20 protein-coding genes are annotated in these 22,233 nt (G+C 71.2%); 12 read left to right on the top strand and 8 right to left on the bottom strand.

Annotated features, from left to right (window positions below; translation table 11 throughout):
• Positions 1 to 16: 16 nt before the first annotated feature.
• Positions 17 to 1,816, bottom strand: a complete 1,800-nt coding sequence (locus ACIRQH_RS13120) for a bifunctional metallophosphatase/5'-nucleotidase (protein ID WP_404225761.1) — start codon at positions 1,814 to 1,816, stop codon at positions 17 to 19.
• A 432-nt stretch (positions 1,817 to 2,248) separates the two neighbouring features.
• Between ACIRQH_RS13120 and mshD the strand changes: the two genes are divergently transcribed.
• Positions 2,249 to 3,175 (top strand): mycothiol synthase, encoded by a 927-nt coding sequence (gene mshD, locus ACIRQH_RS13115; protein ID WP_358822053.1) that lies wholly within the window; start codon positions 2,249 to 2,251, stop codon positions 3,173 to 3,175.
• Positions 3,176 to 3,284: 109 nt separating this feature from the next.
• Here the strand turns inward: mshD and ACIRQH_RS13110 are convergent, their stop codons facing one another.
• From ACIRQH_RS13110 to ACIRQH_RS13090, 5 genes are read right to left on the bottom strand one after another with little or no spacing between them, the layout of a single operon-like run.
• Positions 3,285 to 4,055 (bottom strand): ABC transporter, encoded by a 771-nt coding sequence (locus ACIRQH_RS13110; RefSeq protein ID WP_388875072.1) that lies wholly within the window; start codon positions 4,053 to 4,055, stop codon positions 3,285 to 3,287.
• Complete coding sequence (locus ACIRQH_RS13105) at positions 4,043 to 5,614, bottom strand: ABC transporter permease (RefSeq protein ID WP_404225758.1); 1,572 nt, start codon at positions 5,612 to 5,614, stop codon at positions 4,043 to 4,045. Before ACIRQH_RS13105 ends, ACIRQH_RS13110 begins: the two co-directional genes overlap by 13 nt.
• Positions 5,611 to 6,471, bottom strand: coding sequence for an ABC transporter ATP-binding protein (locus ACIRQH_RS13100; RefSeq protein ID WP_358822050.1), 861 nt, complete (start codon positions 6,469 to 6,471; stop codon positions 5,611 to 5,613). Before ACIRQH_RS13100 ends, ACIRQH_RS13105 begins: the two co-directional genes overlap by 4 nt.
• Positions 6,468 to 7,403, bottom strand: coding sequence for a zf-HC2 domain-containing protein (locus ACIRQH_RS13095; RefSeq protein ID WP_404226139.1), 936 nt, complete (start codon positions 7,401 to 7,403; stop codon positions 6,468 to 6,470). Before ACIRQH_RS13095 ends, ACIRQH_RS13100 begins: the two co-directional genes overlap by 4 nt.
• A 32-nt stretch (positions 7,404 to 7,435) precedes the next feature.
• Positions 7,436 to 7,978, bottom strand: a complete 543-nt coding sequence (locus tag ACIRQH_RS13090; protein WP_358822049.1) for an RNA polymerase sigma factor — start codon at positions 7,976 to 7,978, stop codon at positions 7,436 to 7,438.
• Positions 7,979 to 8,166: 188 nt separating this feature from the next.
• Here ACIRQH_RS13090 and ACIRQH_RS13085 point away from each other — a divergent pair, with 188 nt between their 5' ends.
• From ACIRQH_RS13085 to pstB, 11 genes are all read left to right on the top strand, one after another.
• Positions 8,167 to 8,553: a GntR family transcriptional regulator gene (locus ACIRQH_RS13085; protein ID WP_358822060.1), complete on the top strand. Its 387-nt coding sequence runs from the start codon at positions 8,167 to 8,169 to the stop codon at positions 8,551 to 8,553.
• Entirely contained in the window at positions 8,550 to 9,473 is a 924-nt protein-coding gene (locus ACIRQH_RS13080) for an ABC transporter ATP-binding protein (RefSeq protein ID WP_388875081.1), read from the top strand. The genes ACIRQH_RS13085 and ACIRQH_RS13080 overlap by 4 nt, the downstream gene beginning before the upstream one ends.
• Positions 9,470 to 10,423 carry a hypothetical protein gene (locus ACIRQH_RS13075; protein ID WP_388875084.1) on the top strand — a complete coding sequence of 318 codons (954 nt, stop codon included), beginning with the start codon at positions 9,470 to 9,472 and terminating at the stop codon, positions 10,421 to 10,423. The genes ACIRQH_RS13080 and ACIRQH_RS13075 overlap by 4 nt, the downstream gene beginning before the upstream one ends.
• The gene (locus ACIRQH_RS13070) at positions 10,420 to 11,445 is read left to right on the top strand and encodes a hypothetical protein (RefSeq protein WP_404225755.1); all 1,026 of its coding nucleotides are present in this window, start codon (positions 10,420 to 10,422) and stop codon (positions 11,443 to 11,445) included. Before ACIRQH_RS13075 ends, ACIRQH_RS13070 begins: the two co-directional genes overlap by 4 nt.
• Positions 11,446 to 11,759: 314 nt before the next feature.
• Positions 11,760 to 13,991: an RNA degradosome polyphosphate kinase gene (locus ACIRQH_RS13065; RefSeq protein ID WP_358822045.1), complete on the top strand. Its 2,232-nt coding sequence runs from the start codon at positions 11,760 to 11,762 to the stop codon at positions 13,989 to 13,991.
• A complete protein-coding gene (locus tag ACIRQH_RS13060) occupies positions 13,972 to 15,042 on the top strand; it encodes a CHAD domain-containing protein (RefSeq protein ID WP_358822044.1) in 1,071 nt (356 codons plus the stop codon). Before ACIRQH_RS13065 ends, ACIRQH_RS13060 begins: the two co-directional genes overlap by 20 nt.
• Positions 15,043 to 15,052: 10 nt before the next feature.
• The gene (locus tag ACIRQH_RS13055; RefSeq protein ID WP_358822043.1) at positions 15,053 to 15,466 is read left to right on the top strand and encodes an NUDIX hydrolase; all 414 of its coding nucleotides are present in this window, start codon (positions 15,053 to 15,055) and stop codon (positions 15,464 to 15,466) included.
• 420 nt (positions 15,467 to 15,886) lie between these two features.
• Positions 15,887 to 17,017 carry a phosphate ABC transporter substrate-binding protein PstS gene (gene pstS / locus ACIRQH_RS13050; protein WP_358822042.1) on the top strand — a complete coding sequence of 377 codons (1,131 nt, stop codon included), beginning with the start codon at positions 15,887 to 15,889 and terminating at the stop codon, positions 17,015 to 17,017.
• Positions 17,018 to 17,117: 100 nt separating this feature from the next.
• A complete protein-coding gene (gene pstC / locus ACIRQH_RS13045; RefSeq protein ID WP_358822041.1) occupies positions 17,118 to 18,125 on the top strand; it encodes a phosphate ABC transporter permease subunit PstC in 1,008 nt (335 codons plus the stop codon).
• Positions 18,122 to 19,186: a phosphate ABC transporter permease PstA gene (pstA, locus tag ACIRQH_RS13040; protein WP_358822040.1), complete on the top strand. Its 1,065-nt coding sequence runs from the start codon at positions 18,122 to 18,124 to the stop codon at positions 19,184 to 19,186. Before pstC ends, pstA begins: the two co-directional genes overlap by 4 nt.
• 49 nt (positions 19,187 to 19,235) lie before the next feature.
• Positions 19,236 to 20,012: a phosphate ABC transporter ATP-binding protein PstB gene (pstB, locus tag ACIRQH_RS13035; protein ID WP_164374170.1), complete on the top strand. Its 777-nt coding sequence runs from the start codon at positions 19,236 to 19,238 to the stop codon at positions 20,010 to 20,012.
• A gap of 312 nt (positions 20,013 to 20,324) precedes the next feature.
• Here the strand turns inward: pstB and ACIRQH_RS13030 are convergent, their stop codons facing one another.
• Positions 20,325 to 21,323, bottom strand: a complete 999-nt coding sequence (locus tag ACIRQH_RS13030) for an inorganic phosphate transporter (protein WP_358822039.1) — start codon at positions 21,321 to 21,323, stop codon at positions 20,325 to 20,327.
• Positions 21,324 to 21,330: 7 nt separating this feature from the next.
• Complete coding sequence (locus ACIRQH_RS13025; RefSeq protein WP_358822038.1) at positions 21,331 to 21,951, bottom strand: DUF47 family protein; 621 nt, start codon at positions 21,949 to 21,951, stop codon at positions 21,331 to 21,333.
• Between the last annotated feature and the right edge of the window lie 282 nt (positions 21,952 to 22,233).

The raw sequence follows: 22,233 nt of genomic DNA, 5'->3' as shown, positions 1-22,233 counted from the left end.
ACTTCACGATCCGCGACTACTTGACGATCGTGATCCGGTCCGCGGCCGGGACCGGGTACGGCGCCGTGGCGGAGGAGCCGGCCGTCAGGTAGGTCTCCAGGGCCGCGAGGTCGTCGCCGCCGACCCGGACGTTCCCGCCCTTGCCGAGTTCCGCGAAGCCGTCGCCGCCGCCCGCGAGGAAGGAGTTCATCGCGACGCGGTAGGTGGCGGCCGGGTCGATCGCCGTCCCGTTGAGCTTGACCGAGTCGGCGACGACGCGGGCCGCGCCGGTCTTCGTCAGGTCGAGGGTGTAGGTGAGGCCCTTGGAGATCTGGAGGATCTTCGGGGAGGCCTCGTTGGCGCCGCTGACCTGCTGCTGGAGCGCGGTGACCACCTGGGCGCCCGTCAGGTCGACCAGGTTGACCGTGTTCGCGAACGGCTGGACCGTGTACGCCTCGCCGTAGGTCACGACGCCGTCGCCCTCGCTGCCACTCGCCGCGTAGGTGAGCCCGGCGCGGATGCCGCCCGGGTTCATCACCGCGAGGTCGGCCTCGGGGTCGACGGACTTGGCGTACGCGAGCTGCGCGTCGGCGATCAGGTCACCGAGCGGGGACTCGGTGCCCGCGTTGCCGATGTCGCCGGCGATGTACCCGATGGGCCGCGAGGCGATCGGCGCGGAGAGCGCGTTCCACCTGGCGATCAGCGATGTCATGTCGGCCGCCTTGGCGACGTCACGGGTGACCACGTGGTTCGCGGACTTGACCGCCGTGCGCGCGATGTCGCCGGTCCGCCGGTCGTACGTCAGCGTGGTGTCCGTGTAGAGACGGCCGAAGGAGGAGGCCGAGGTGACCATGCGCGGCTGACCCGCCGGGTCGGGGATGGTGCACGCGTAGGCCTGGTGGGTGTGACCGGTGACCAGGGCGTCGACGGCCGGCGTGACGTTCTTGGCGATGTCGACGATCGGCCCGGAGATGCCGTCGCCCGCGCCGGGGCTGTCGCAGTCGTAGTTGTACGACTGCGAGGCGGGAGCCCCGCCCTCGTGGATCAGCGCGACGATGGACTTCACGCCCTGTCGCTGGAGTTCCTTGGCGTACTTGTTGATCGTCTCGACCTCGTCGCCGAACTTCAGACCCTTGACGCCCTCGGCGGAGACGATGTTCGGCGTGCCCTCCAGCGTCACGCCGATGAAGCCGACCTTCACACCGTTCTTCTTCCAGACCCAGTAGGGCTTGAGGATCGGCTTCTGTGTCTTCTCGTCGGTGACGTTCGCCGCGAGGTAGGGGAAGTCGGCGCCCTTGAACTTCGCCTTCTTGTCGTAGCAGCCGTCCGTCGGGTGGCAGCCGCCCTTCTGCAGGCGGGTCAGCTCCTTGGAGCCCTCGTCGAACTCGTGGTTGCCGACGCTCGTCACGTCCAGGTCGAGGTCGTTCAGCGCGTCGATCGTCGGCTCGTCGTGGAAGAGCCCGGAGATCAGCGGCGAGGCCCCGACCATGTCACCGGCGGCGGCCGTGATCGAGTACTTGTTGCCCTTGCGGGCGTCGCGCAGGTGCGTGGCCAAATACTCGACGCCACCCGCGTCGATGGTCTTCGTCGTGCCGTCGGGCTGCAGCTCCGTGACGCGGCCGGAGGAGCCGGTCGGCGGCTCCAGGTTGCCGTGCAGGTCGTTGAAGGAGAGCAGCTGGACGTCCTGGTAGCGGCCGCTGCCGTGGTGGTGCGGCGGCGTCGCGTCGTCCTGGTGCGCGCTCGCGGGCATGGCCGCGGCCAGCGCACCCACGGTGGCGAGACCGGCGGCGGCCGCGAGGAGGCGATGAGTTCGTCTGTGCCGGAAGGTGGGCGGCATGGTTCCCCCCTGGAGAACGGTGAGAGGCGAAAGCGGGGTGTCGTGACCTGACGTGACGCGACGTGCGAGGGCCGAGCGGGTGGTGCGGGCCGGGCAGATGGTGCGACCGCGGTGGAGCGGGTGGTGCCGGTCGAGCAGATGGCGCCGGTCGAGCGGGTGGTGCGAGCGCGGGCCGGGCGGCCTGTGCGGTCGCTGTGACGGCCGTGGCTTTTGCACGCACTTTAGAATCAACGCGCGTAGCGCAACAGGGGGTTCGGGGTTACGGACTGGTTGCCATCGCTTCACCGGAGGCTGACACCCCGCTCCGCGAGGCTCCGTCCCACCCCCGCCGTGGCCGCCGCGCGCTCCGTGCCGGACCGCCTCGCCGCCACGCTCCACATCGACTCAGCCCAACCGCTTGTCCCCCAATCACCGCGCCGTACCCTCATATCCATGACCAGCGACGACACGTCACCCCTCGCCAGCTCGCGCTCCATCGCGACCTACTCCGAGCTCTCCCCGGACCAGGCCGAGGACGTGCTCCGGCTGCTCTCGGAGTCCGCCCAGGGGGACGGGCAGCAGGCGGTGTCCGAGCAGGGGCGGCTGCAGCTGAGGGGCGGGGCCCGCGAGGGCGTCCGGCATCTGCTGCTGACCCTCGGCGACGAACTGGTCGGCTACGGCCAGCTGGAGGACACCGACCCGGTCGAGGCCCCGGCCGCCGAGCTGGTCGTCCACCCGGCACACCGGGGACACGGCCACGGACGGGCGCTCGGCACGGCCATGCTCAACGAGTCCGGCAAGCGGCTGCGGGTGTGGGCGCACGGCGGCCATTCCGCCGCCCGGCATCTCGCCCAGGTCCTCGGTCTCACCCTCTTCCGTGAACTGCGCCAGATGCGGCGCCCGTTGGAGGGCCTCGACCTGGCCGACGCGAAGCTGCCGGCGGGCGTGAGCGTCCGTGCCTTCGTGCCGGGGCAGGACGACTCGGCCTGGCTCGCCGTGAACGCCGCCGCCTTCGCCCACCACCCCGAGCAGGGCTCCCTCACGCAGCGCGACCTGGACGACCGGATCGGCGAGACGTGGTTCGACCCGGCCGGCTTCTTCCTCGCCTTCCGCGGCGACGACCTCGTCGGCTTCCACTGGACGAAGGTGCACGCCGAGGAGGGCCTCGGTGAGGTGTACGTCCTCGGCGTGCGCCCTGGCGCCCAGGGTGGCGGCCTCGGCAAGGCGCTGACCACGATCGGGCTGCGCCATCTCGCCGCCCAGGGCCTGCCCACCGCGATGCTCTACGTGGACGCCGACAACAAGCCGGCGGTCGCCGTCTACGAGCGCCTCGGCTTCGTCACCCACGAGACCGACCTGATGTACCGCACGGAGTCCTGACCCGGGCCAGGCCGGAGCAACGGTCCGCCCGTACGCGGGCCGACCGAGCCGGAGCAACGGTCCGCCCGTACGCGGGCGGCGACTCCGGCCGCGGGCCCGGCGGCTGACGTCAGCGGTGGCCGAGGACGGTCCCTCTCCGTCGCCGCAAGGGCTCGGCCAGGCTGCACGCCCCCACCACCGCCGCCACGACCAGGACGCCCGCCCATCTCCGGTGCGCGTCGTCCCAGCAGGGGTCGTCCGTCGCGACGAAGAGGGCCCAGCGCTCGGGGAGCAGCAGGGCCGCCGCGAAGACGGTGCCCACGAGTCCCGCGGACACCGCGAGGCCCGGCCCGGTGGCCTCCGAGTGCCGTACGGCCACGATCGCGGCGCCCAGCGCGAGGGTGGCGAGGGCCGCCGCCTCCAGGGTGACGGCACCCACGGGCGGCCGCCCCTCGTCGGGTATGAGGAGAAGCGCCGTCGTCCACCACGCCGCCGTCAGTGGAGCGACGAGCCCCAGGCGCACTCCGATCCGCACCGTTCGCCGTGTCGGCACCGCGGCGGTGGTGTGCCGGGCCGGGTCGTCCAGCAGGAACGCCAGCCCCAGGCAGAAGGCGAGCGCGGCGGCCCGCAACACGTTGAGGCAGAGCCACGGGTCGACCTCGCCGGAGATCATCCGCGGAGTGCCGGCCAGCAGCAGGCCGAGGCCCGCACCCGTGGCCAGGGCCGCGCGGGGCAGGGTGCGCCACACGGGCCGGACGAGGACGGCGGCGACCTGCCGGGCTCCGGGGCGCCCGGCACCTCCCGCGCGTCGACCGGCGGCGTTTCCGAACCGCCGCTCAGTGGCGTCCGCGGAGCCCCCGGGGCCTTTTGCGGGCCGGCCCGCCACGTCTACATCTCGCACGATCCACTCCCCGAGTCCGCCGCCGTCCCCTTGCCCGCGACCGGTACGCCGAGCAGCTGGGCCACCCGTGTCGTGGACGTCTTCGGGGAGGTCAGCTCCGTCCAGTGCGCCTTGACCTTCGCGGCCACGCTGAAGTGGGGCTTCGCCAGCAGCTCCCTGACCACGGTGGTCTGCTGGGCGGACATGGAAAGACCTCCGGTGGGCGAGAGCACGATGGCGGAGCCCTCCGTGCTGTCGTCGAGCCTGACGTCGCGGAGGGACTGCATCGGGTCCCGCTGTGTACTCAGGGCCAGCCACATGGTGGTCACCACACGGGCGTCGCACTTCTCACCGGCGCTCTTCTCGTCCCCCGCGACCAGCACCGAGGCGACGCCGACCGCGAACTCGGGAACGCGGTTCCCACCCCAGCGCGTGCCTGCCGTCACGGTGCCCGGCGCGGTGGACGGGGCGATCGCGGCGTCACCCTGCAGGCCGTACCGCGCGTCGATGCGCTGGCGCACGGTCAGCCGCTCCCCTCCGGCAGGCCCGCCCGCGCGGGACTGGACGCGGTCCACGACACCGGCCCAGTCGGCGGTGCGGCCGGCCCACTCGGGGAACGCGCAGTACGTCGACCGCCCGTGCTCGATGCAGACCTGCACCTTCTGCGGGGTGACGGACGCCTTCGCGCGGGCCGCTGCCAGCGAGGCGGAGTCGCCCGGGGACTGTCCGGTCACTCCGAGACCGGTCGCGGCGGCGGCGACCACCGCGACGGCCGCGAGCAGCCGCGTCCGGCCGCCGCTCAGCACGACCGCGAGGCAGAGCAGCAGGACGGCGAGGCCGACGAGGTAGAGGGCGTGCCAGGCGGCCGGGCGGCCCACCAGGTCGGACGGGAAGGGGTCCGCGCCCGCGTCGGAGACGACCGGGCCGAGCCAGGTCACCCAGTGCGCGCCCTGGGTGGACGCGGAGACGAGGATGGTGACGGCGTAGGCGCCGATCACGAAGGGCGGTGCGACGAACCCGACCGGGATCAGCCGGGCCAGCAGGACGCCGAGGACACCGGCCAGCAGGATCACCAGGGGGCCGACGACCAGTTCGGCGGGTGAACCGTGCCCCGCCGCGCCCGGCTTCAGCGCCGCCCAGGTGAACTCGAACCCGACGACGAGCGCGGTGATCGCGACGAACGGCAGCACGGACAGCGCGTGGGCCAGCGTCCGCCGCCACGGCTCCATGACCAGCACGTCGAAGTGCCGGTCGGTGGACTGCCGGCGCGAGCGCAGGACCGCGCGGTTCACCGCGACGAACAGCGCGATGGCGAGCAGCAGCGGGGCCGCCTGGGTGGACCGGTCGACGTCCTGGAGGGCGGGGAACTCGTCCATGCCCTCACGGCCGGAGAACAGGGTCCATCCGGTGTAGCCGACGTACACCGCGAGGAAGAGCAGGACCGGGATCTGGAGGAGCAGTTCGCGTGCCTCGAAGCGGGCGAGGGCGATGACGGCGGCCGTCCTGGACCGCGGGCTCGGCTCGGCCCACTCCGCATCGGTGGGAACGGTCCGCGGGAGCGTGTTCGTACCGGCGCTCATGCCGTCACCTCCGCGTGCTCACCGTCGAGGGCGAGCAAGTAGCCGTCTTCCAGTGTTGGTTCGAGGAGGTCGGCGCCTTCGGGAGGGTCGCCGACGTTGCGGAACGCGCCCGTGCCGGTGCGCCATCCGGCTCTGGCGGCCGGGTCTCGCTCGGTGCTGCTCCAGACGCGGCCGGCCGCGCGCTCGGTCAGCTCGGCCGGGGTGCCCTCGAAGCGGATGCGGCCGCCTGCCATGACGATCACGCGGTGGCAGAGCATTGCGACGTCCTCGGTCTGGTGGGTGGAGAGCAGGACGGTGCGGCCTTCTCCCGCCTGGGCGATCAGCTCACGGAAGCGCATGCGCTGTTCGGGGTCGAGTCCGACGGTCGGCTCGTCGAGGACGAGGAATCCGGGGTCGCCGACGAGTGCGGCGGCCAGCGCGACCCGCTGGCGCATCCCGCCGGACAGCCGCTTGATGCGCTTGCCGCGCACGTCGGACAGGTCGACGGCCTCCAGCACGCGCCGCACCTCGCGGTGCCGGGCGGTGCGGTCGGTCAGTTCCTTGAGGATCGCCACGTAGTCGACGAACTCGAAGGCGGAGAAGTCCTGGTGGAATCCGGGGGTCTGCGGCAGGTAGCCCAGTGTCCGGCGGACGTCCAGGCGTCCCGCGGTGGTGCCCGGGTCGTGTCCGAGGACGGTGAAGGCGCCCCGGTCGGCCGGCACGGCGGTGGCGAGCACCCTCAACAGGGTGGTCTTGCCGGCGCCGTTGGGTCCGAGGAGGCCGGTGACGCCGTCACCGAGGCGGAGCGAGACGTCGTCGAGCGCGCGCGTCCCTCCGAAGCGGAGGCTCAGGCCGGAGGCGGAGACGGTGGGGATCATGCGGCGTTCCTGTCGGTGAGGTCGGTGAACGGGAGGCGCGAGCTGTCGAACCGGTCCCGTGCGAGATAGAGGAGTGCGGCGGCGAGGGCCGCGACGGCTCCGGCGACGCCCTGTCCGGCCGCCGTGAAGGGGGCGAGTGTGGCGTCCGGCGACGTGGTCGCCTGGGCCACGGCCAGCACGGTGACCCAGCCGCCCGCGACCAGGCAGGGTCCGAGGACGGGGCCGAGCCGGGAGGCCAGGGCGAGGCCGCTCGCGGTGAGGGCGAGGGCGGGCAGCAGCCAGGCCAGGGCGCGCAGGCCGTAGGACGGGAGGGCGAGGGTCGCCATGCCGTTCAGCCCGAGGCCGACCGTGAGCACCGCGACCGTACGGATCATCAGGAGGCGGAAGCCGTGCAGCGGGGAGACGACCGCCATCTCGTAGGTCGGGTCGAGCTTCGGTCCGTAGGAGAGGGCGACCCCGGCGAGGGGAAGCAGGGGGGCGAGGGCGAGGAAGAGGGTGGGGGTGGCGCCGACCCGTCCCGCGTTGGCCGCGGCGACCGTCATGGCGAGGACGGCGGCGACCGCGCCGAGCCAGGATCGGCGCAGGACGGGGGCGGCGGCCAGCAGCCGTGCGGTGTGGTCGGCCACGCCGAGCCGGACGAGCACCGCCTCGACCGGGCCGGGCCGGGGTGCGTCGAGCTCGGCGTCGAGCCGCTCCCATCCGGCGTCCAGGGCCACCGGGTCGCTGAAGGCGGCCAGTTCGGCCCGGCACCGGTCGCAGGCGGCGAGGTGGGTGTCGGCGGACCAGAGGCGGGGTGGCTCCAACGCGCCCTGCGCATAGGCCCGGAGGTCTTCCTCCGGCAGGTGCCAGGGCGTACGCCCGGTGCTGCCACCGATCACGCCCTCGCCCCCGCTCGTGCGGCTGTCGTCAGCCACGCCGTCGTCACCCTTCATGCCGCTGTCACCGCTTCCGCGACGGTCGTCGCTCATGCCAACGCCTCCCGCAACTGCTTGCGCGCACGCAGTGCCCGCGTCTTGACCGTGCCCGGCGGGATGCCGAGCAGGACGGCCGCTTCCCGGGTGCTGAGCCCGTCGATCACCGTGGCCTGGAGCACCGCCCGGAGTTCGGGCGAGAGTCTGGTCAGCGCGCCTGCCAGGTCGCCGTGTTCGACGCCTGCCAGCACGCGCTCCTCCGCCGAGACCTCGTCGCGGTGCCGGAGCCGGGCCAGCGCGCCGCGCAGCCTGCCGCGCGCGCCGTCCCCCCGCATCGAGTCGACGAGCCGCCGCGAGCCGATGCGCCACAGCCAGCCGGCCGGGTCGCCCTCCTCGCGGTAGCGGGCGGAGCCGTGCCAGACCGCGAGGAAGGTCTCCTGGACGACGTCGTCGACGATCCCTGGGTCGGCGCACCTGCCGCGCATCCGCGCGCTCAGCCAGGGCGCATACCGCCGGTACAGCTCCTCGAAGGCGCGACGGTCCCGGTCCGCCGCGATGGCCCGCAGCAGCTCTCCGTCGCTTCTCGTTTCCCTCACACCCCCTCATCGGACGAGCCCCACCGATCGGTTCACGCCCCGGCGAAGTTTTTCTGATCACCGTTCCGTGCCTGGTCGGGGCCCTGAACCCGGCGTCGCCGACATCCTGTTGGCCCGTGTGACTTGACGGCGGCCACCCCCTTGCACCACCCTTTCACTACTCAATTAGTGAAAGGGTGGTTGTCCGAGTGGTCGCGTACCGCATCGACCGGCGCAGCGGCGTCGCCACCTACGTCCAGATCGTCCAGCAGACGAAGCAGGCGCTGCGCCTCGGCCTCCTCGAACCCGGCGACAAGCTCCCCACGGCCCGCGAGGTCGTCGAAGCCACCGCCATCAACCCCAACACCGTCCTGAAGGCCTACCGCGAGCTGGAGCGCGAAGGCCTGGTCGAGGCCCGGCGCGGCCTCGGCACCTTCGTCCGCAGAACACTCGGCGCCGCCCCGGCCGACTCGCCCCTCGGCGAGGAGCTCGACGCCTGGGCGCGCAACGCCCGCACGGCGGGCCTGGACCGCGAGGACGTGGCCGCGTTGTTCACCTCCGTACTGGACGCACACTTCCCGAAGGGGGACCAGTGAGTTCCACCCGCACCACCCGCCCCGGCGTCGCCATCGAGGCGCACGGTCTCACCGTGCGCTACGGCCGGCGCTCCGCCGCCGCCCTGGACGACTGCTCCTTCCGCCTCCCGGCCGGCCGGGTCAGCGCCCTCGTCGGCCCCAACGGCGCGGGCAAGTCGACGCTGTTGGCGGCCGCGGCCGGACTGGTGCGCCCCGCCGCCGGCGCCCTCACCGTGCTCGGCACCGGCCCCGCCGAGGCACGCGAGAGCATCGCCTACCTCTCCCAGAACAAGCCGCTGCACGCCCAGCTCACCATCGCCGAGACCCTGCGCCTGGGCGCCGAACTCAACCCGGCCCGCTGGGACGCCTCGTGCGCGGCCGCGATCGTGGAGCAGGGCTCGCTCGACCCGGGGACCAAGGTCAGGCGCCTGTCCGGTGGCCAGCGGACCCGGGTGGCACTCGCCCTCGCGCTGGGCAAGCGGCCCGAACTGATGCTGCTGGACGAGCCGATGGCCGACCTGGACCCGCTGGCCCGCCACGAACTGCTGGGCACGCTGATGGCGGACGCCGCCGAGCGCGGGACCACCGTGCTGATGTCCTCGCACATCGTCTCCGAACTCGCCGACGCCTGCGATCACCTGCTGCTCCTGGGCGGCGGGCGCATCCGGCTCGGCGGCGGCCTGGACGACCTGCTCCTCGCCCACACCCTGGTGACCGGCCGCGGCACCCCCGCCGACCTCGCCCCGCACCTCGTCGTCGAGTCCCGTGCCGCCGGCCGCGGCCTCACCGCCCTGATACGCAAGGACGGACCCGTGGACGACCGTTGGCAGGCCGAACAGCCCTCGCTGGAGGAGCTGCTCCTCGCCCACCTGCGGTCCCCCGCGACCCCGGCGCTGCTCACCCCCGGCACGACCGCGACCCCCGTGGCGGTGACCCGATGAGCGTCACCTCCCTGACGTCTCCCGTGCGCCGCGCGCTGCCCCGCCCACGTGGCCTGCTCTGGACGCTCCTGCGGCTGCACCGCACCGCGCTGTGGATCTGGACCGCCTTCGTGGTGCTCACCGCGGGCCTCCTGCTGTGGCTGTACGGCCCGGGCGCCACGCACACCCAGCACCTGCTCGACACCCTCGGCTACGCGGGCGTGCAGGACGACGCCTGGACCGGCGGCATCATCGGCTCCCCCTTCTCCGGCGGCTACAACGACCTCTTCTACACCCCGGCCTCCCTGCTGAACGCCGCTTCGTTCGCGGTCGCCGTCTTCGCCGGGACCTCGCTGGTCGCTCGCGAACTGGAGAACGGCACCGCGCGGCTCGCGTGGACCCAGTCCGTCAGCCCCGCCCGGTGGCTCGCCGCCAAACTCGCGGTACCCGCGCTGTTCGTCACGGTCGGCACCGGCCTGCTCGTCGCGCTCTACCGGATGCTGTGGTCCGCCCACAGCAACCTGCTGCTGGCCGGCTACGGCCCGCAACGCCTGTACTTCTCCATCGGCCCGGCCACCGTCGCCGCACCCCTGCTCGGTCTGGCCGTCGGCGTCCTCGCCGGGCTCACCCTGCGCCGCACGCTGCCCGCCCTCGCCGCCGCGGGCGTGGTCCAGTACGCCGTCATCGCCGTGCGCTCCAACTTCTGGCCGTTCCAGCGCAGCTACCAGCAGCCCGACCTGTCCGTCCGCAGCCGGGCCATCACCTCCACCGGCGTGGAGATCCACGACCCCGGCTGCTACACCGACCGCGCGTGCCTCGCCGAACACCACGTCGTCGGCTTCACCCGTCAGTACCTCCCCTCCCCCGACTACTGGCCCCGCCAGCTCCTGGAGACCGGCGTCCTGCTGGCCGCCACCGCGATCCTGGTCGCCGCGGCCTTCGCCGTCCTGAGGAGGACGTCCACCTCATGAGCGCCCCGACCCTGCGCCCCCCGTCCGGCCCGGCCGCGTCGTCCCGGCCCGCCCCGGCCCTGCTCCGCCCCTCCGGCCTGACCTGGACCGTGCTGCGCCTGCACCGCGCCGCCCTGGTCGTGTGGGTTGCCGCCCTGCTCACCACCGCCGCGGTCCTGACCTGGATGTACGTCATCGGGCCGGACGCCCGCGCGGCCCTCGCCCCTTGCGGCTCACCGCCGGTCGGCACGCTGCCCGACTGCACGGTCCTCGACGCGATCAGCACGGACGAGAGGTACAGCGCCGGCATCGGTCTGGTCTCCACCGCCGTGTCGTATTTGATGTTCCCGGTGGCCGCCTGGGCGGCCGCCGCGCTGGTCGGCCGCGAGCTGGAGGACGGCACGGCTCAGCTCGCCTGGACCCAGTCCGTCAGCCCGGTGCGCTGGCTGGCCGCGAAGCTCGCCGTACCGGCCGCCGTACTCACCATCGGCACCACCCTCGCGGTGCTGCTCGACGTGTGGGCACGCGGTGACGGCAATCCGTCCCTGGTCGGCGACTGGTACGACCCCGAGGTCTTCGCCTCCACCGGCCCCGTCGCCGTCGCGTACGTCCTCGCCGGACTCGCCTTCGGCGCCCTTGCGGCGCTGGTCCTGCGCACGGCACTGCCCGCCGCCGGAGCGGCGTTCGCCGCGACGCTCGTCCTCTCCTACGGGCTGCGGGCGGTGCGGCCGAGCCTGTGGCCCACGACGACGATCACCGGCCGCGCGGCCCTCGACCTCCCGCGCAGCGCTCTCGAACTGGAGCACGGCGTCGTCACGAGCGACGGGCGGCGCATCGGGAACGACCTGGCCTGCGTCGGCTCCGAGACGTCAGCCCGGATCCGGACGTGCAAGAACAGCTCCGGGCTGAGCGACTTCTGGGCGACCTACCACCCGAAGTCCCACTTCTGGCCCCTCCAGCTGGTGGAGAGCGGTCTGCTGCTGGCCGTCGCGGGGGCCGCGGCAGCCGCGGCCTTCACCCTGCTGCGCCGTCGCACGGCGTAACCGGCGGTATCCCGGGCGGCCCCGCGGCTCGTACGGGGCCACGGACCCGCTTTCCGGACACGTGGACGTCCGGGAGCCTCCCCCCGATAGCCCGCACGTCATGTCCTCGTAACCATCGATTCAGGTGACCTTGCGACCCTCGGGGAATGCAGCCCGCCGTGCCCGAGCCTTCTCCTCCGCCGGAGAACGAGTCCTCGCCGACCACGCGGAGTGAGCGTACGCCGGTGATGCGGAACGGCAATTTCCGTATCGCCGCGCTGGCGCCCGCTCTCTCCGACGCGCCGGTCTCGCCTTCGGCGCGGAAGAATGGGTCCATGAACTCGCCAAGCGCCCAGGCACCCGTGCAGCACCCGCAGCCGTCGGTCGGATCCATCGCCGCACACCGGCCGCACACCGTCGCGGCCAACGTCTCCGACCTGGAGCCCGACCTCGACGCCGACCTCGACGAGTACGAGGACACGGTGCAGGACGGCATCACCCTGCCGCAGGGCCGGTTCCTGGACCGTGAGCGCAGCTGGCTGGCGTTCAACGAACGCGTGCTCGAACTCGCGGAGGACCCGAACACCCCGCTCCTGGAGCGCGCGAACTTCCTGGCGATCTTCGCCAGCAACCTGGACGAGTTCTTCATGGTCCGGGTGGCCGGCCTCAAGCGCCGTATCGCCACCGGCGTCGCCACCAAGTCCGCGTCGGGCCTCCAGCCCCGCGAGGTCCTGGAGATGATCTGGGCGCGCTCCCGCGAGCTCATGGCCCGGCACGCCGCCTGCTACCAGGAGGATGTCGCCCCCGCACTCGCGGAGGAGGGCGTCCACCTGGTCCGCTGGAGCGAGCTGACCGAGAAGGAACAGGCCCGCCTGTTCACGCTCTTCCGGCACCAGATCTTCCCGGTCCTGACCCCGCTGGCGGTCGACCCCGCGCACCCCTTCCCGTACATCTCCGGCCTGTCGCTGAACCTGGCCGTCATCGTGCGCAATCCGGTCAGCGGCCACCGTCACTTCGCGCGCGTCAAGGTCCCGCCGCTGCTCTCCCGCTTCCTGGAGGCCTCCCCGAACCGCTACGTCCCGATCGAGGACGTGATCGCGGCGCACCTGGAGGAGCTCTTCCCTGGCATGGAGGTCCTGGAGCACCACACGTTCCGGCTCACCCGGAACGAGGACCTGGAAGTCGAGGAGGACGACGCCGAGAACCTTCTCCAGGCCCTGGAGAAGGAGCTCATGCGGCGCCGCTTCGGCCCGCCGGTGCGCCTGGAGGTCGAGGAGTCCATCGACCGGTACGTCCTCGACCTGCTCGTACGGGAGCTGAAGATCTCCGAGGCCGAGGTGTACCCGCTGCCCGGCCCCCTGGACCTCACGGGCCTCTTCGGCATCGGCTCGCTCGACCGGCCCGAGCTGAAGTACCCCAAGTTCATCGCCGGCACCCACCGCGATCTCGCGGAGGTCGAGTCCGCCTCCCCGCCGGACATCTTCGCCGCGCTGCGCGAGCGCGACGTCCTGCTGCACCACCCCTACGACTCCTTCTCCACCTCCGTGCAGGCGTTCCTGGAGCAGGCCGCGACCGACCCGGACGTCCTCGCCATCAAGCAGACGCTGTACCGCACCTCCGGCGACTCGCCGATCGTCGACGCGCTGATAGACGCCGCCGAGTCCGGCAAGCAGGTCCTCGTGCTGGTCGAGATCAAGGCGCGCTTCGACGAGCAGGCCAACATCAAGTGGGCCAGGAAGCTGGAGGAGTCCGGCTGCCACGTCGTGTACGGCCTGGTCGGTCTGAAGACGCACTGCAAGCTGTCGCTCGTGGTCCGCCAGGAGGGCGACACCCTGCGCCGCTACTCCCACGTCGGCACCGGCAACTACCACCCGAAGACGGCCCGCCTCTACGAGGACCTCGGGCTGCTCACCGCCGACCCCCAGGTCGGCGCGGACCTCTCCGACCTCTTCAACCGGCTCTCCGGCTACTCGCGCCGCGAGACCTACCGCCGGCTGCTGGTCGCCCCCAAGTCGCTGCGCGACGGCCTGATCGCGCGGATCAACAAGGAGGTCCAGCACCACAACGCCGGGCGTCCCGCGTTCGTCCGCATCAAGGTCAACTCGATGGTGGACGAGGCCCTCATCGACTCGCTGTACCGCGCCTCCCAGGCCGGTGTGCCGGTCGACGTGTGGGTGCGCGGGATCTGTGCCGTCCGGCCCGGTGTCCCGGGCCTGTCCGAGAACATACGGGTGCGTTCCGTCCTCGGCCGCTTCCTCGAACACTCCCGGGTCTTCTCCTTCGGCAACGGCGGCGAACCCGAGGTGTGGATCGGCAGCGCCGACATGATGCACCGCAACCTCGACCGGCGGATCGAAGCGCTGGTCAGGGTCACCGACCCGGCTCACCGGGCAGCCCTCGGCAGGCTGCTGGAGACCGGCATGTCCGACACCACCGCCTCCTGGCACCTCGGCCCCGACGGCGAGTGGACCCGACACGCGACCGACGCGGATGGCCAGCCCCTGCGGAACGTCCAGGAGATGCTCATAGACGCCCGGAGGCGCCGGCGTGGCACAGCAGCACCTTGATCCCCCCACCAGTCCGTCGGCCGGGACGGCCCCCACGGTCCCGGCCCCTCCCGCCCAGGAAGGTGCCCCCATCGGTGACGCCCTGGCGGGCTACCTCCGGGCTCAGGCCACGGAGTTCCTGCGCTCGCTGCGCCAGCACCGGGAGACCGGCAACGCGGCGGGCGGCGCCGGGGAGTCGGGCGACGCGGCACGTTCATTGCGCCGCTCCGCCCGCCGCATCAGCGGCAGCCTGCACACCTTCCGGCCGCTTCTCGACGCGGACTGGTCGGAGGCGATGCGCCCCGAGCTGGCCTGGCTGTCGGGCACCCTGGCCCGCGAGCACGCGTACGCCGCGCGCCTGGAGCGCCTGCTCGGCGCGCTGAACCGGCTGTCGGGGGCCGCCGCGCTGCCCGCGCAGGCCGGACCCGGCCCGGCCGCCGCCCCCAAGGGCAGCCTGACCGTCGGCGCCGCCAAGGCCGGCGCCCTCCTCGACCGGCAGCTGACACTCGCGCGCACCCGCGCCCACTCGGCGGCCCTCCAGGCGCTCGGTTCCTCCCGTTTCCACGCGGTCGCCGACAGCGTCGCCGTCCTCGCCAGCGAGGTCCCGCTGACCCCGGCCGCGGGCATCACCGACCTGCGTCCGCTGGCCGGAGCGGCACAGGACCGGCTGGCCGACGCCGTCACCTCACTGCCGCTGGTCACCGCGGGCCACCCGTACAACGCGGAGGCCCTCGTGCACGGCCTCTCCGCGGACACGGCACCCCAGCCGCAGGACGCGCCCTGGCACCAGGTCCGGCTGCTGCTGCGACTGCACCGCTACGCGCGCGAGGTGCAGCACGGCGGGGAGTTCCCCGTCGACGGACGGCTGCTCGGCGCGGGACAGGCGCTCAACCGGCACCGCGACGCGGCGGAGGCCGCGGCGGCCGCCGCTTCGGCGGCGCGCACCCCGCGGATCGCGCCGGCGACGGCGTACGCGCTGGGAGTGCTCCACGCCGACCAGCGGCACGAAGTGGAGGCGGCCCGGTTCGCCTTCCAGCAGGCATGGCAGAAGGAAGCCGTACGCACCCCGTGAGGGAGGCCCCATGGCCGACGACACCATCCACGCCGCAGGCTGCGTCCTGTGGCGCCGCTCCCTGGCGGGCTCCGGGCTGGAGATCTGCCTCGTGCACCGGCCCAAGTACGACGACTGGTCGCATCCGAAGGGCAAGCTGAAGCGCGGCGAGGACTCCCTCGCCGGCGCCCTGCGCGAGGTCGGCGAGGAGACGGGCTACGGGGCCGAGCCGGGCGCCGTCCTCCCCACGCTCCGTTACCTCGTGGGGGACCGCCCCAAGGAGGTCCGCTACTGGGCGGCCGAGGCGGCCGACGGTCATTTCACGCCGAACGACGAGGTCGACCGCGTCCTGTGGCTCTCCCCCGTCGCGGCCCGTCACCGTCTCACCCAGCCCCGCGACCGCGATCTGGTTGACGCCCTGCTGGACGCGCTGCACCTGACCTGAGGCCTCCCCGTACCGGTGAACACCGTGCGCACCTGCACGAACGCGGAATCTGCGCCGGTACGCAGCGGGGTTGCGAGCCGGTACCCGCGGGAAAGGCGCGGCGCATGAGGGATGGCGGAGGCCTGCGTACGCTGAAACAGGAGCCACCCCTGTTGGCTACTCAGAGTTTCCCCGCAGGCCCCCTGGGCCGGAATCCGGCCGTGTCCTCGACGTAAGCCTTCCGTGACCTCACCGCACCGCCCTCAGGGGTTCACCCCCCGTTCACTTATGGCCTTCGACGCCTTCACCTGATCTGCCTAATTTCGGCCGTACACGGTGCGAAGGAAGTCCTCGGACGTTCTCGCCGCATCGCTACAGACCGCATTACTCAGACTTCGCACGCCGCCACCAGACGGCGGCTCCTGGAAGGAACTCCCGAAAGTGAAGCTTCAGCGCATGAACCGGCGGGCCCTCACCCTCGGTGCTCTCGCCGTCTCCGGCGCCCTGGCCCTCACGGCGTGCGGCTCTGACGACACGGGCAAGAGCGACGCGAGCGGCAGCTCGGCGCCGACCGCGGCCGCGGGCTCCATCAAGTGCGACGACGCCAAGGGCCAGCTGCAGGCGTCCGGCTCCTCCGCGCAGAAGAACGCGATCGACGCCTGGGTCAAGGCCTACACGGCCGCCTGCAAGGGCGTTCAGATCAACTACAACCCGACGGGTTCGGGCGCCGGTGTCACGGCGTTCACCCAGGGCCAGACCGCGTTCGCCGGTTCGGACTCGGCTCTCAAGCCGGAAGAGGCCACCGCGGCCAAGAAGACCTGCGACGGCAACAACGCGGTCGACCTGCCCATGGTCGGTGGCCCCATCGCCATCGGTTACAACCTCCCGGGTGTCGACAACCTCGTGCTGGACGCCTCGACGATCGCCAAGATCTTCGACGGCAAGATCAAGACGTGGGACGACGACGCGATCGCCAAGCTGAACCCCGACGCGAAGCTCCCCAGCACCAAGATCCAGGCGTTCCACCGCTCGGACGAGTCGGGCACGACGGACAACTTCACCAAGTACCTCAAGGCCGTCTCACCGTCGGACTGGAAGTACTCGGGCGGCAAGGCCTGGCAGGCGCAGGGCGGCCAGTCCGCTCAGGGCTCCTCCGGCCTCGCCCAGCAGGTGAAGCAGACCGCCGGCGCGATCTCGTACTTCGAGCTCTCCTACGCCGCTGACGGCATCAGCACCGTCGACCTCAAGACGGACGCCGCCACCCCGGTCAAGGCCTCCGTCGAGAACGCCACCAAGGCCATCTCCTCCGCCAAGGTCGCCGGCGTCGGCAACGACCTGGCCCTGGAGCTGAACTACAAGCCGACCGAGGAGGGCGCCTACCCGCTCACCCTGGTCACCTACGAGATCGTCTGCGAGAAGGGCAACAAGGCCGACACCCTGGCCGCCACGAAGTCCTTCCTCACCTACATCGCGAGCGAGGACGGCCAGAAGCAGCTCACGGCCGCCCAGTACGCGCCGATCCCCGACGAGATCATCACCAAGGTCCGCTCGACCGTCGCGAACCTGAGCTGACCCGAGTGTGCGGCCCGCCTCGCCGAGGCGGGCCGCACCGTCCGGTGCACCGCCGCCTGGAGCCGCCACTCGACTCGGCTCCGCAGACCGGAGACTCCCGATGGACATATCGACACACAACACCGAAGCACCTCCCCCCACCCCACCGCCTTCCACGATCGAGCAGAAGCGCGCGGCACGTGGCGCCACCCGCCCCGGCGACCGTGTCTTCCTCGGCCTCTCCCGCGGGTCCGGCATCCTCCTCCTGGTGATCATGGCCGCCATCGCGGTCTTCCTCACCTACCGTGCCGCGATCGCGATCAGCAAGGACCACGCGAACTTCCTCACGACGTTCGAGTGGAACACCAACATCGATCCGCCGGTCTTCGGCATCGCGGTGCTGGCCTTCGGCACGGTGGTCTCCGCGATCATCGCCATGGCCCTCGCGGTCCCGGTCGCCGTCGGCATCGCGCTGTTCATCACGCACTACGCGCCCCGCAGGTTCGGCGGACCCGTCGCGTACGTGATCGACCTGCTCGCCGCCGTACCGTCCATCGTCTACGGCCTCTGGGGCGCCCTCGTCCTGGTGCCGCACATGGGCGGCCTGTTCGGCTGGCTCGACCACTACTTCGGCTGGACCGGCATCTTCGAGTGGCAGGGCGGAGCGCCCCGCTCGATGCTCACCGTCGGTGTCCTGCTCGCCATCATGATCCTTCCGATCATCACCAACGTCAGCCGTGAGGTCTTCCGGCAGGCGCCGATGATGATCCAGGAGGCGGCGCTCGCGCTCGGCGCCACCCGCTGGGAGGTCATCCGCATGTCGGTGCTGCCCTTCGGCCGCTCCGGCGTGATCTCCGCCTCGATGCTCGGCCTCGGCCGCGCGCTCGGCGAGACGATGGCCGTCGCCACCGTCCTCTCCCCGACCTTCGACATCAACGCCAGCCTGCTCGACCCGGGCGGCGGCACGTTCGCCCAGAACATCGCGAGCAAGTTCAGCGAGGCCACCCCGTTCGGCCAGGACGCCCTGATCGCCTCCGGTCTGGTCCTGTTCGTCATCACCCTGGTGGTCAACGGCGCGGCGCGCGTGATCATCAACCGCCGCAAGGAGTACTCGGGGGCCAACGCATGAGCAACGCACCCGTCACCGCACGACACGCGAGCACGCTGCGCGGCGGAACCCTTCCGAAGTGGTCCCCGTGGGCCATCGCGGTCGGCGCCGTGGTCGTCGCCGTCGGGATCGGCCTCGGCGCCGGCCTCGACAGCAAGGTCCAGTGGGGCCTGATCGCCGCGATCCTGTTCGTCCTCGGCACGTACGGCATCGCCGCCCGCGTCGAAGGCCGCCGTCAGGCCAAGGACCGCGTCGCCACCAGCCTGGTCTGGGTCTGCTTCATCGTCGCCGTCATCCCGCTGGCCTCCCTGATCTGGGAAACGGTCAAGCGCGGTGTGAAGGTCTTCGACGTCTACTTCCTGACGCACTCCATGGGCGTGGTCGCCGACACCGAGACCGGTGGCGGCATCTACCACGCGATCATCGGCACCCTGGAGCAGGTCGCCATCGCGAGCCTGATCGCGGTGCCCGTCGGCGTGCTGACCGCGATCTACCTCGTCGAGTACGGACGCGGCAAGCTCGCCAAGGCCGTCACCTTCTTCGTCGACGTCATGACGGGCGTCCCGTCGATCGTCGCCGGTCTGTTCATCCTCAGCTTCTGGATCCTGATCCTGGACATGGGCTACTCCGGCTTCGCCGGTTCGCTGGCCCTCGCGATCCTGATGATGCCCGTGGTGGTCCGCTCCACCGAGGAGATGCTGAAGCTCGTCCCGAACGAGCTGCGCGAGGCCTCCCTGGCCCTCGGCATCCCGAAGTGGCGCACCATCATCAAGGTGGTCCTGCCGACGTCCATCGGCGGTATCACGACGGGTGTGATGCTCGCTGTCGCGCGCATCACCGGTGAGACGGCCCCCGTGCTGCTCCTGGTGTGGGGTACGAACTTCATCAACACCGACCCGTTCTCGGGCCCGCAGGCCTCGCTGCCGCTGTACATCTACCAGCAGTACGCGAACAGCGCCGGCTCCGGCGCTGCCTACGACCGGGCCTGGGCGGCGGCACTCGCCCTCATCGCCTTCGTCATGATCCTCAACATGGGGGCGCGAGCCATCGCGCGATGGAAAGCCCCCAAGGCGGGCCGCTGACGCGGCCATCAGCGACCCGAATCCTTTGCGAAAGAAGCAGTGAACTGACATGGCCAAGCGAATCGACGTAAGCGGTCTGACCGCCTACTACAGCGCCCACAAGGCGATCGAAGACATCTCCATGACGGTCGAGCCCCGCTCGGTGACGGCCTTCATCGGCCCCTCCGGCTGCGGCAAGTCGACCTTCCTGCGCACCCTGAACCGCATGCACGAGGTCACCCCCGGTGGCCGCGTCGAGGGCAAGGTCCTCCTCGACGACGAGGACCTGTACGGCAGCTCGATCGACCCGGTCGCCGTGCGCCGCACCATCGGCATGGTGTTCCAGCGCCCCAACCCCTTCCCCACGATGTCGATCTTCGACAACGTGGCGGCGGGCCTGAAGCTCAACGGCTCCTACAAGAAGTCCGAGCTGAGCGACGTCGTCGAGAAGTCCCTCAAGGGCGCGAACCTCTGGAACGAGGTCAAGGACCGGCTGAACAAGCCCGGCTCCGGTCTCTCCGGCGGTCAGCAGCAGCGCCTGTGCATCGCGCGGGCGATCGCTGTGGAGCCGCAGGTCCTCCTCATGGACGAGCCCTGCTCGGCCCTGGACCCGATCTCCACCCTCGCCATCGAGGACCTGATCGGTGAGCTGAAGGAGCGCTTCACGATCGTCATCGTGACGCACAACATGCAGCAGGCCGCCCGCGTCTCCGACCGCACCGCGTTCTTCAACCTGTCCGCGGTCGGCCAGCCCGGCCGCCTCATCGAGATAGACGACACGGAGCGGATCTTCTCCAACCCGTCCGTCCAGGCCACGGAGGACTACATCTCCGGTCGCTTCGGCTAGACCGGACCTCCCCCCGAACCCCTCGCGGTGCTGCATGGCGGTGCCACCGCGAGGACGAAAAGGGCCCGCCCCTGGCTCCCGGGGGCGGGCCCACTCGTTTACCCGTCCGCCATTCCGGCCATTCCGGCCCGTCCGGCATTCGAGGACGAGGCCCTCAGACCGGAGGGAGGTCTGGGGGCACGGCCCCCGGAAGCGGGAGGTAAGGGGGGGGAGAGGCCGGCGAGGGCGGAGAGGGCGAAACCAAAAGGCCCGGCCCCCGGAGGAGAACCCCCGGACGACCGGACCCTGGAAGAGCGGGAACGAGCGGCCCCGCTAGAGAACCGCGACGTTCACGATCCAGAAGCTCACAGCGGCCACGAGCCCGGCCGCCGGCATGGTGATGAACCAGCCGAGGACGATGTTCTTGGCGACACCCCACCGCACGGCCTTGACCCGCTTCGTCGCCCCCACGCCCATGATCGCGGACGTGATGACGTGCGTCGTGGAGATCGGCGCCTTGAAGATGTAGGCCGTGGCGAACATGATCGACGCACCGGTCGTCTCCGCGGCGAACCCCTGCGGCGGATCGAGCTCGATGATCTTCCGTCCGAGCGTCCGCATGATGCGCCAGCCACCGGCGTACGTGCCCAGCGACAGCATCATCGCGCAGACGAGCTTCACCCAGACCGGGATCGGGTCGCCAGGACCCTGCACATCGGCGATGACCAGCGCCATCACGACGATGCCCATCGTCTTCTGGGCGTCCTGAAGACCGTGCCCGAGCGCCATGCCGGCCGCCGAGACCGTCTGCGCGATACGGAAGCCGCGCTTGGCCTTGTGCGGGTTGGAGCGGCGGAACAGCCACATGATCGCGGCCATCACCAGATAGCCGACGAGCAGACCGACCACCGGCGACAGGAACATCGGAATGATGATCTTGTCGAGCACGCCGTCCCAGTAGACCGTCGTGCCACCGGCCAGCGCCGCACCGACCATGCCGCCGAACAGGGCGTGCGAGGACGACGAGGGCAGACCGAAGTACCAGGTGATCAGGTTCCAGGTGATCGCGCCGATGAGCGCGGCGAAGAGGATTCCCATCCCCTTCGACCCCTCGGGCGTCTGGATCAGCCCCTCACTGACGGTCTTGGCGACCCCGCTGCCGAGGAAGGCACCGGCGAGGTTCATCACCGCGGCCATGGCGAGCGCGGCCCGCGGCGTCAGGGCACGCGTCGACACGGACGTGGCGATGGCGTTCGCCGAGTCGTGAAAACCGTTCGTGTACGTGAATCCGAGCGCGACCCCGATGGTCACGATCAAAGCAAAGGTGTCCATGAACGGGTCAGGACTCCTTGACGGCGATGGTCTCCACCGTGTTCGCCACGTGCTCGAACGCGTCGGCCGCTTCCTCCAGCACGTCCACGATCTGCTTGAGCTTCAGCACCTCCATGGCGTCGTACTTGCCGTTGAAGAGGTGGGCCAGCAGCTTGCGGTGGATCTGGTCGGCCTGGTTCTCCAGACGGTTGACCTCGATCCAGTACTCGGTGAGGTTGTCCATGGTCCGCAGGTTCGGCATGGCCTCCGCGGTCAGTTCCGCGGCCCGCGCCAGCACCTCGATCTGCTGCTCGACGCCCTTGGGCAGCTCCTCAACCTGGTACAGGACGACCAGGTCGACGGCCTCCTCCATGAAGTCCATGATGTCGTCGAGGCACGAGGCCAGGTTGTAGATGTCCTCGCGGTCGAACGGCGTGATGAACGAGGAGTTCAGCTGGTGGAAGATCGCGTGTGTCGCATCGTCACCGGCGTGTTCGGCGGCCCGCATACGCTCTGCGATCTCGGCCCGGGCGGAGGTGTCCGCGCCGAGCAGTTCCATCAGGAGTTTCGAGCCCGTGACGATGTTGTCCGCGGATGCGGAGAACATGTCGTAGAAGCTCGTCTCCCTGGGGGTCAGACGAAAGCGCACGTTGGGGTCCTCGGGGTGCTTCGGTTCGGTCAGGCTGATGCTAGGCGCATCATCCGGCCACGGCTAATGGGCCGTCCCCCAGTGTCGCCCATCGGGCACAGTGATCAGCACAGGGTCCGGTACCGGCTTCTGGCAAGGGCCCTATACCCGGCAAAGTTCGATACCATATACCCACCAGGGGTATACGTACAGGGCGTAGCAGACGAGATTCGGCCAGGTTTCCCGGCCGGATCTCGACCGGCATCCGGAACAGTCCCCGGGCAGGCCCCTGACAAAACCGCC

The organism is Streptomyces sp. NPDC102279 (assembly GCF_044766365.1).
Classification (GTDB): Bacteria; Actinomycetota; Actinomycetes; order Streptomycetales; family Streptomycetaceae; genus Streptomyces.
This window is presented reverse-complemented; position numbering and strand designations above follow the sequence as displayed.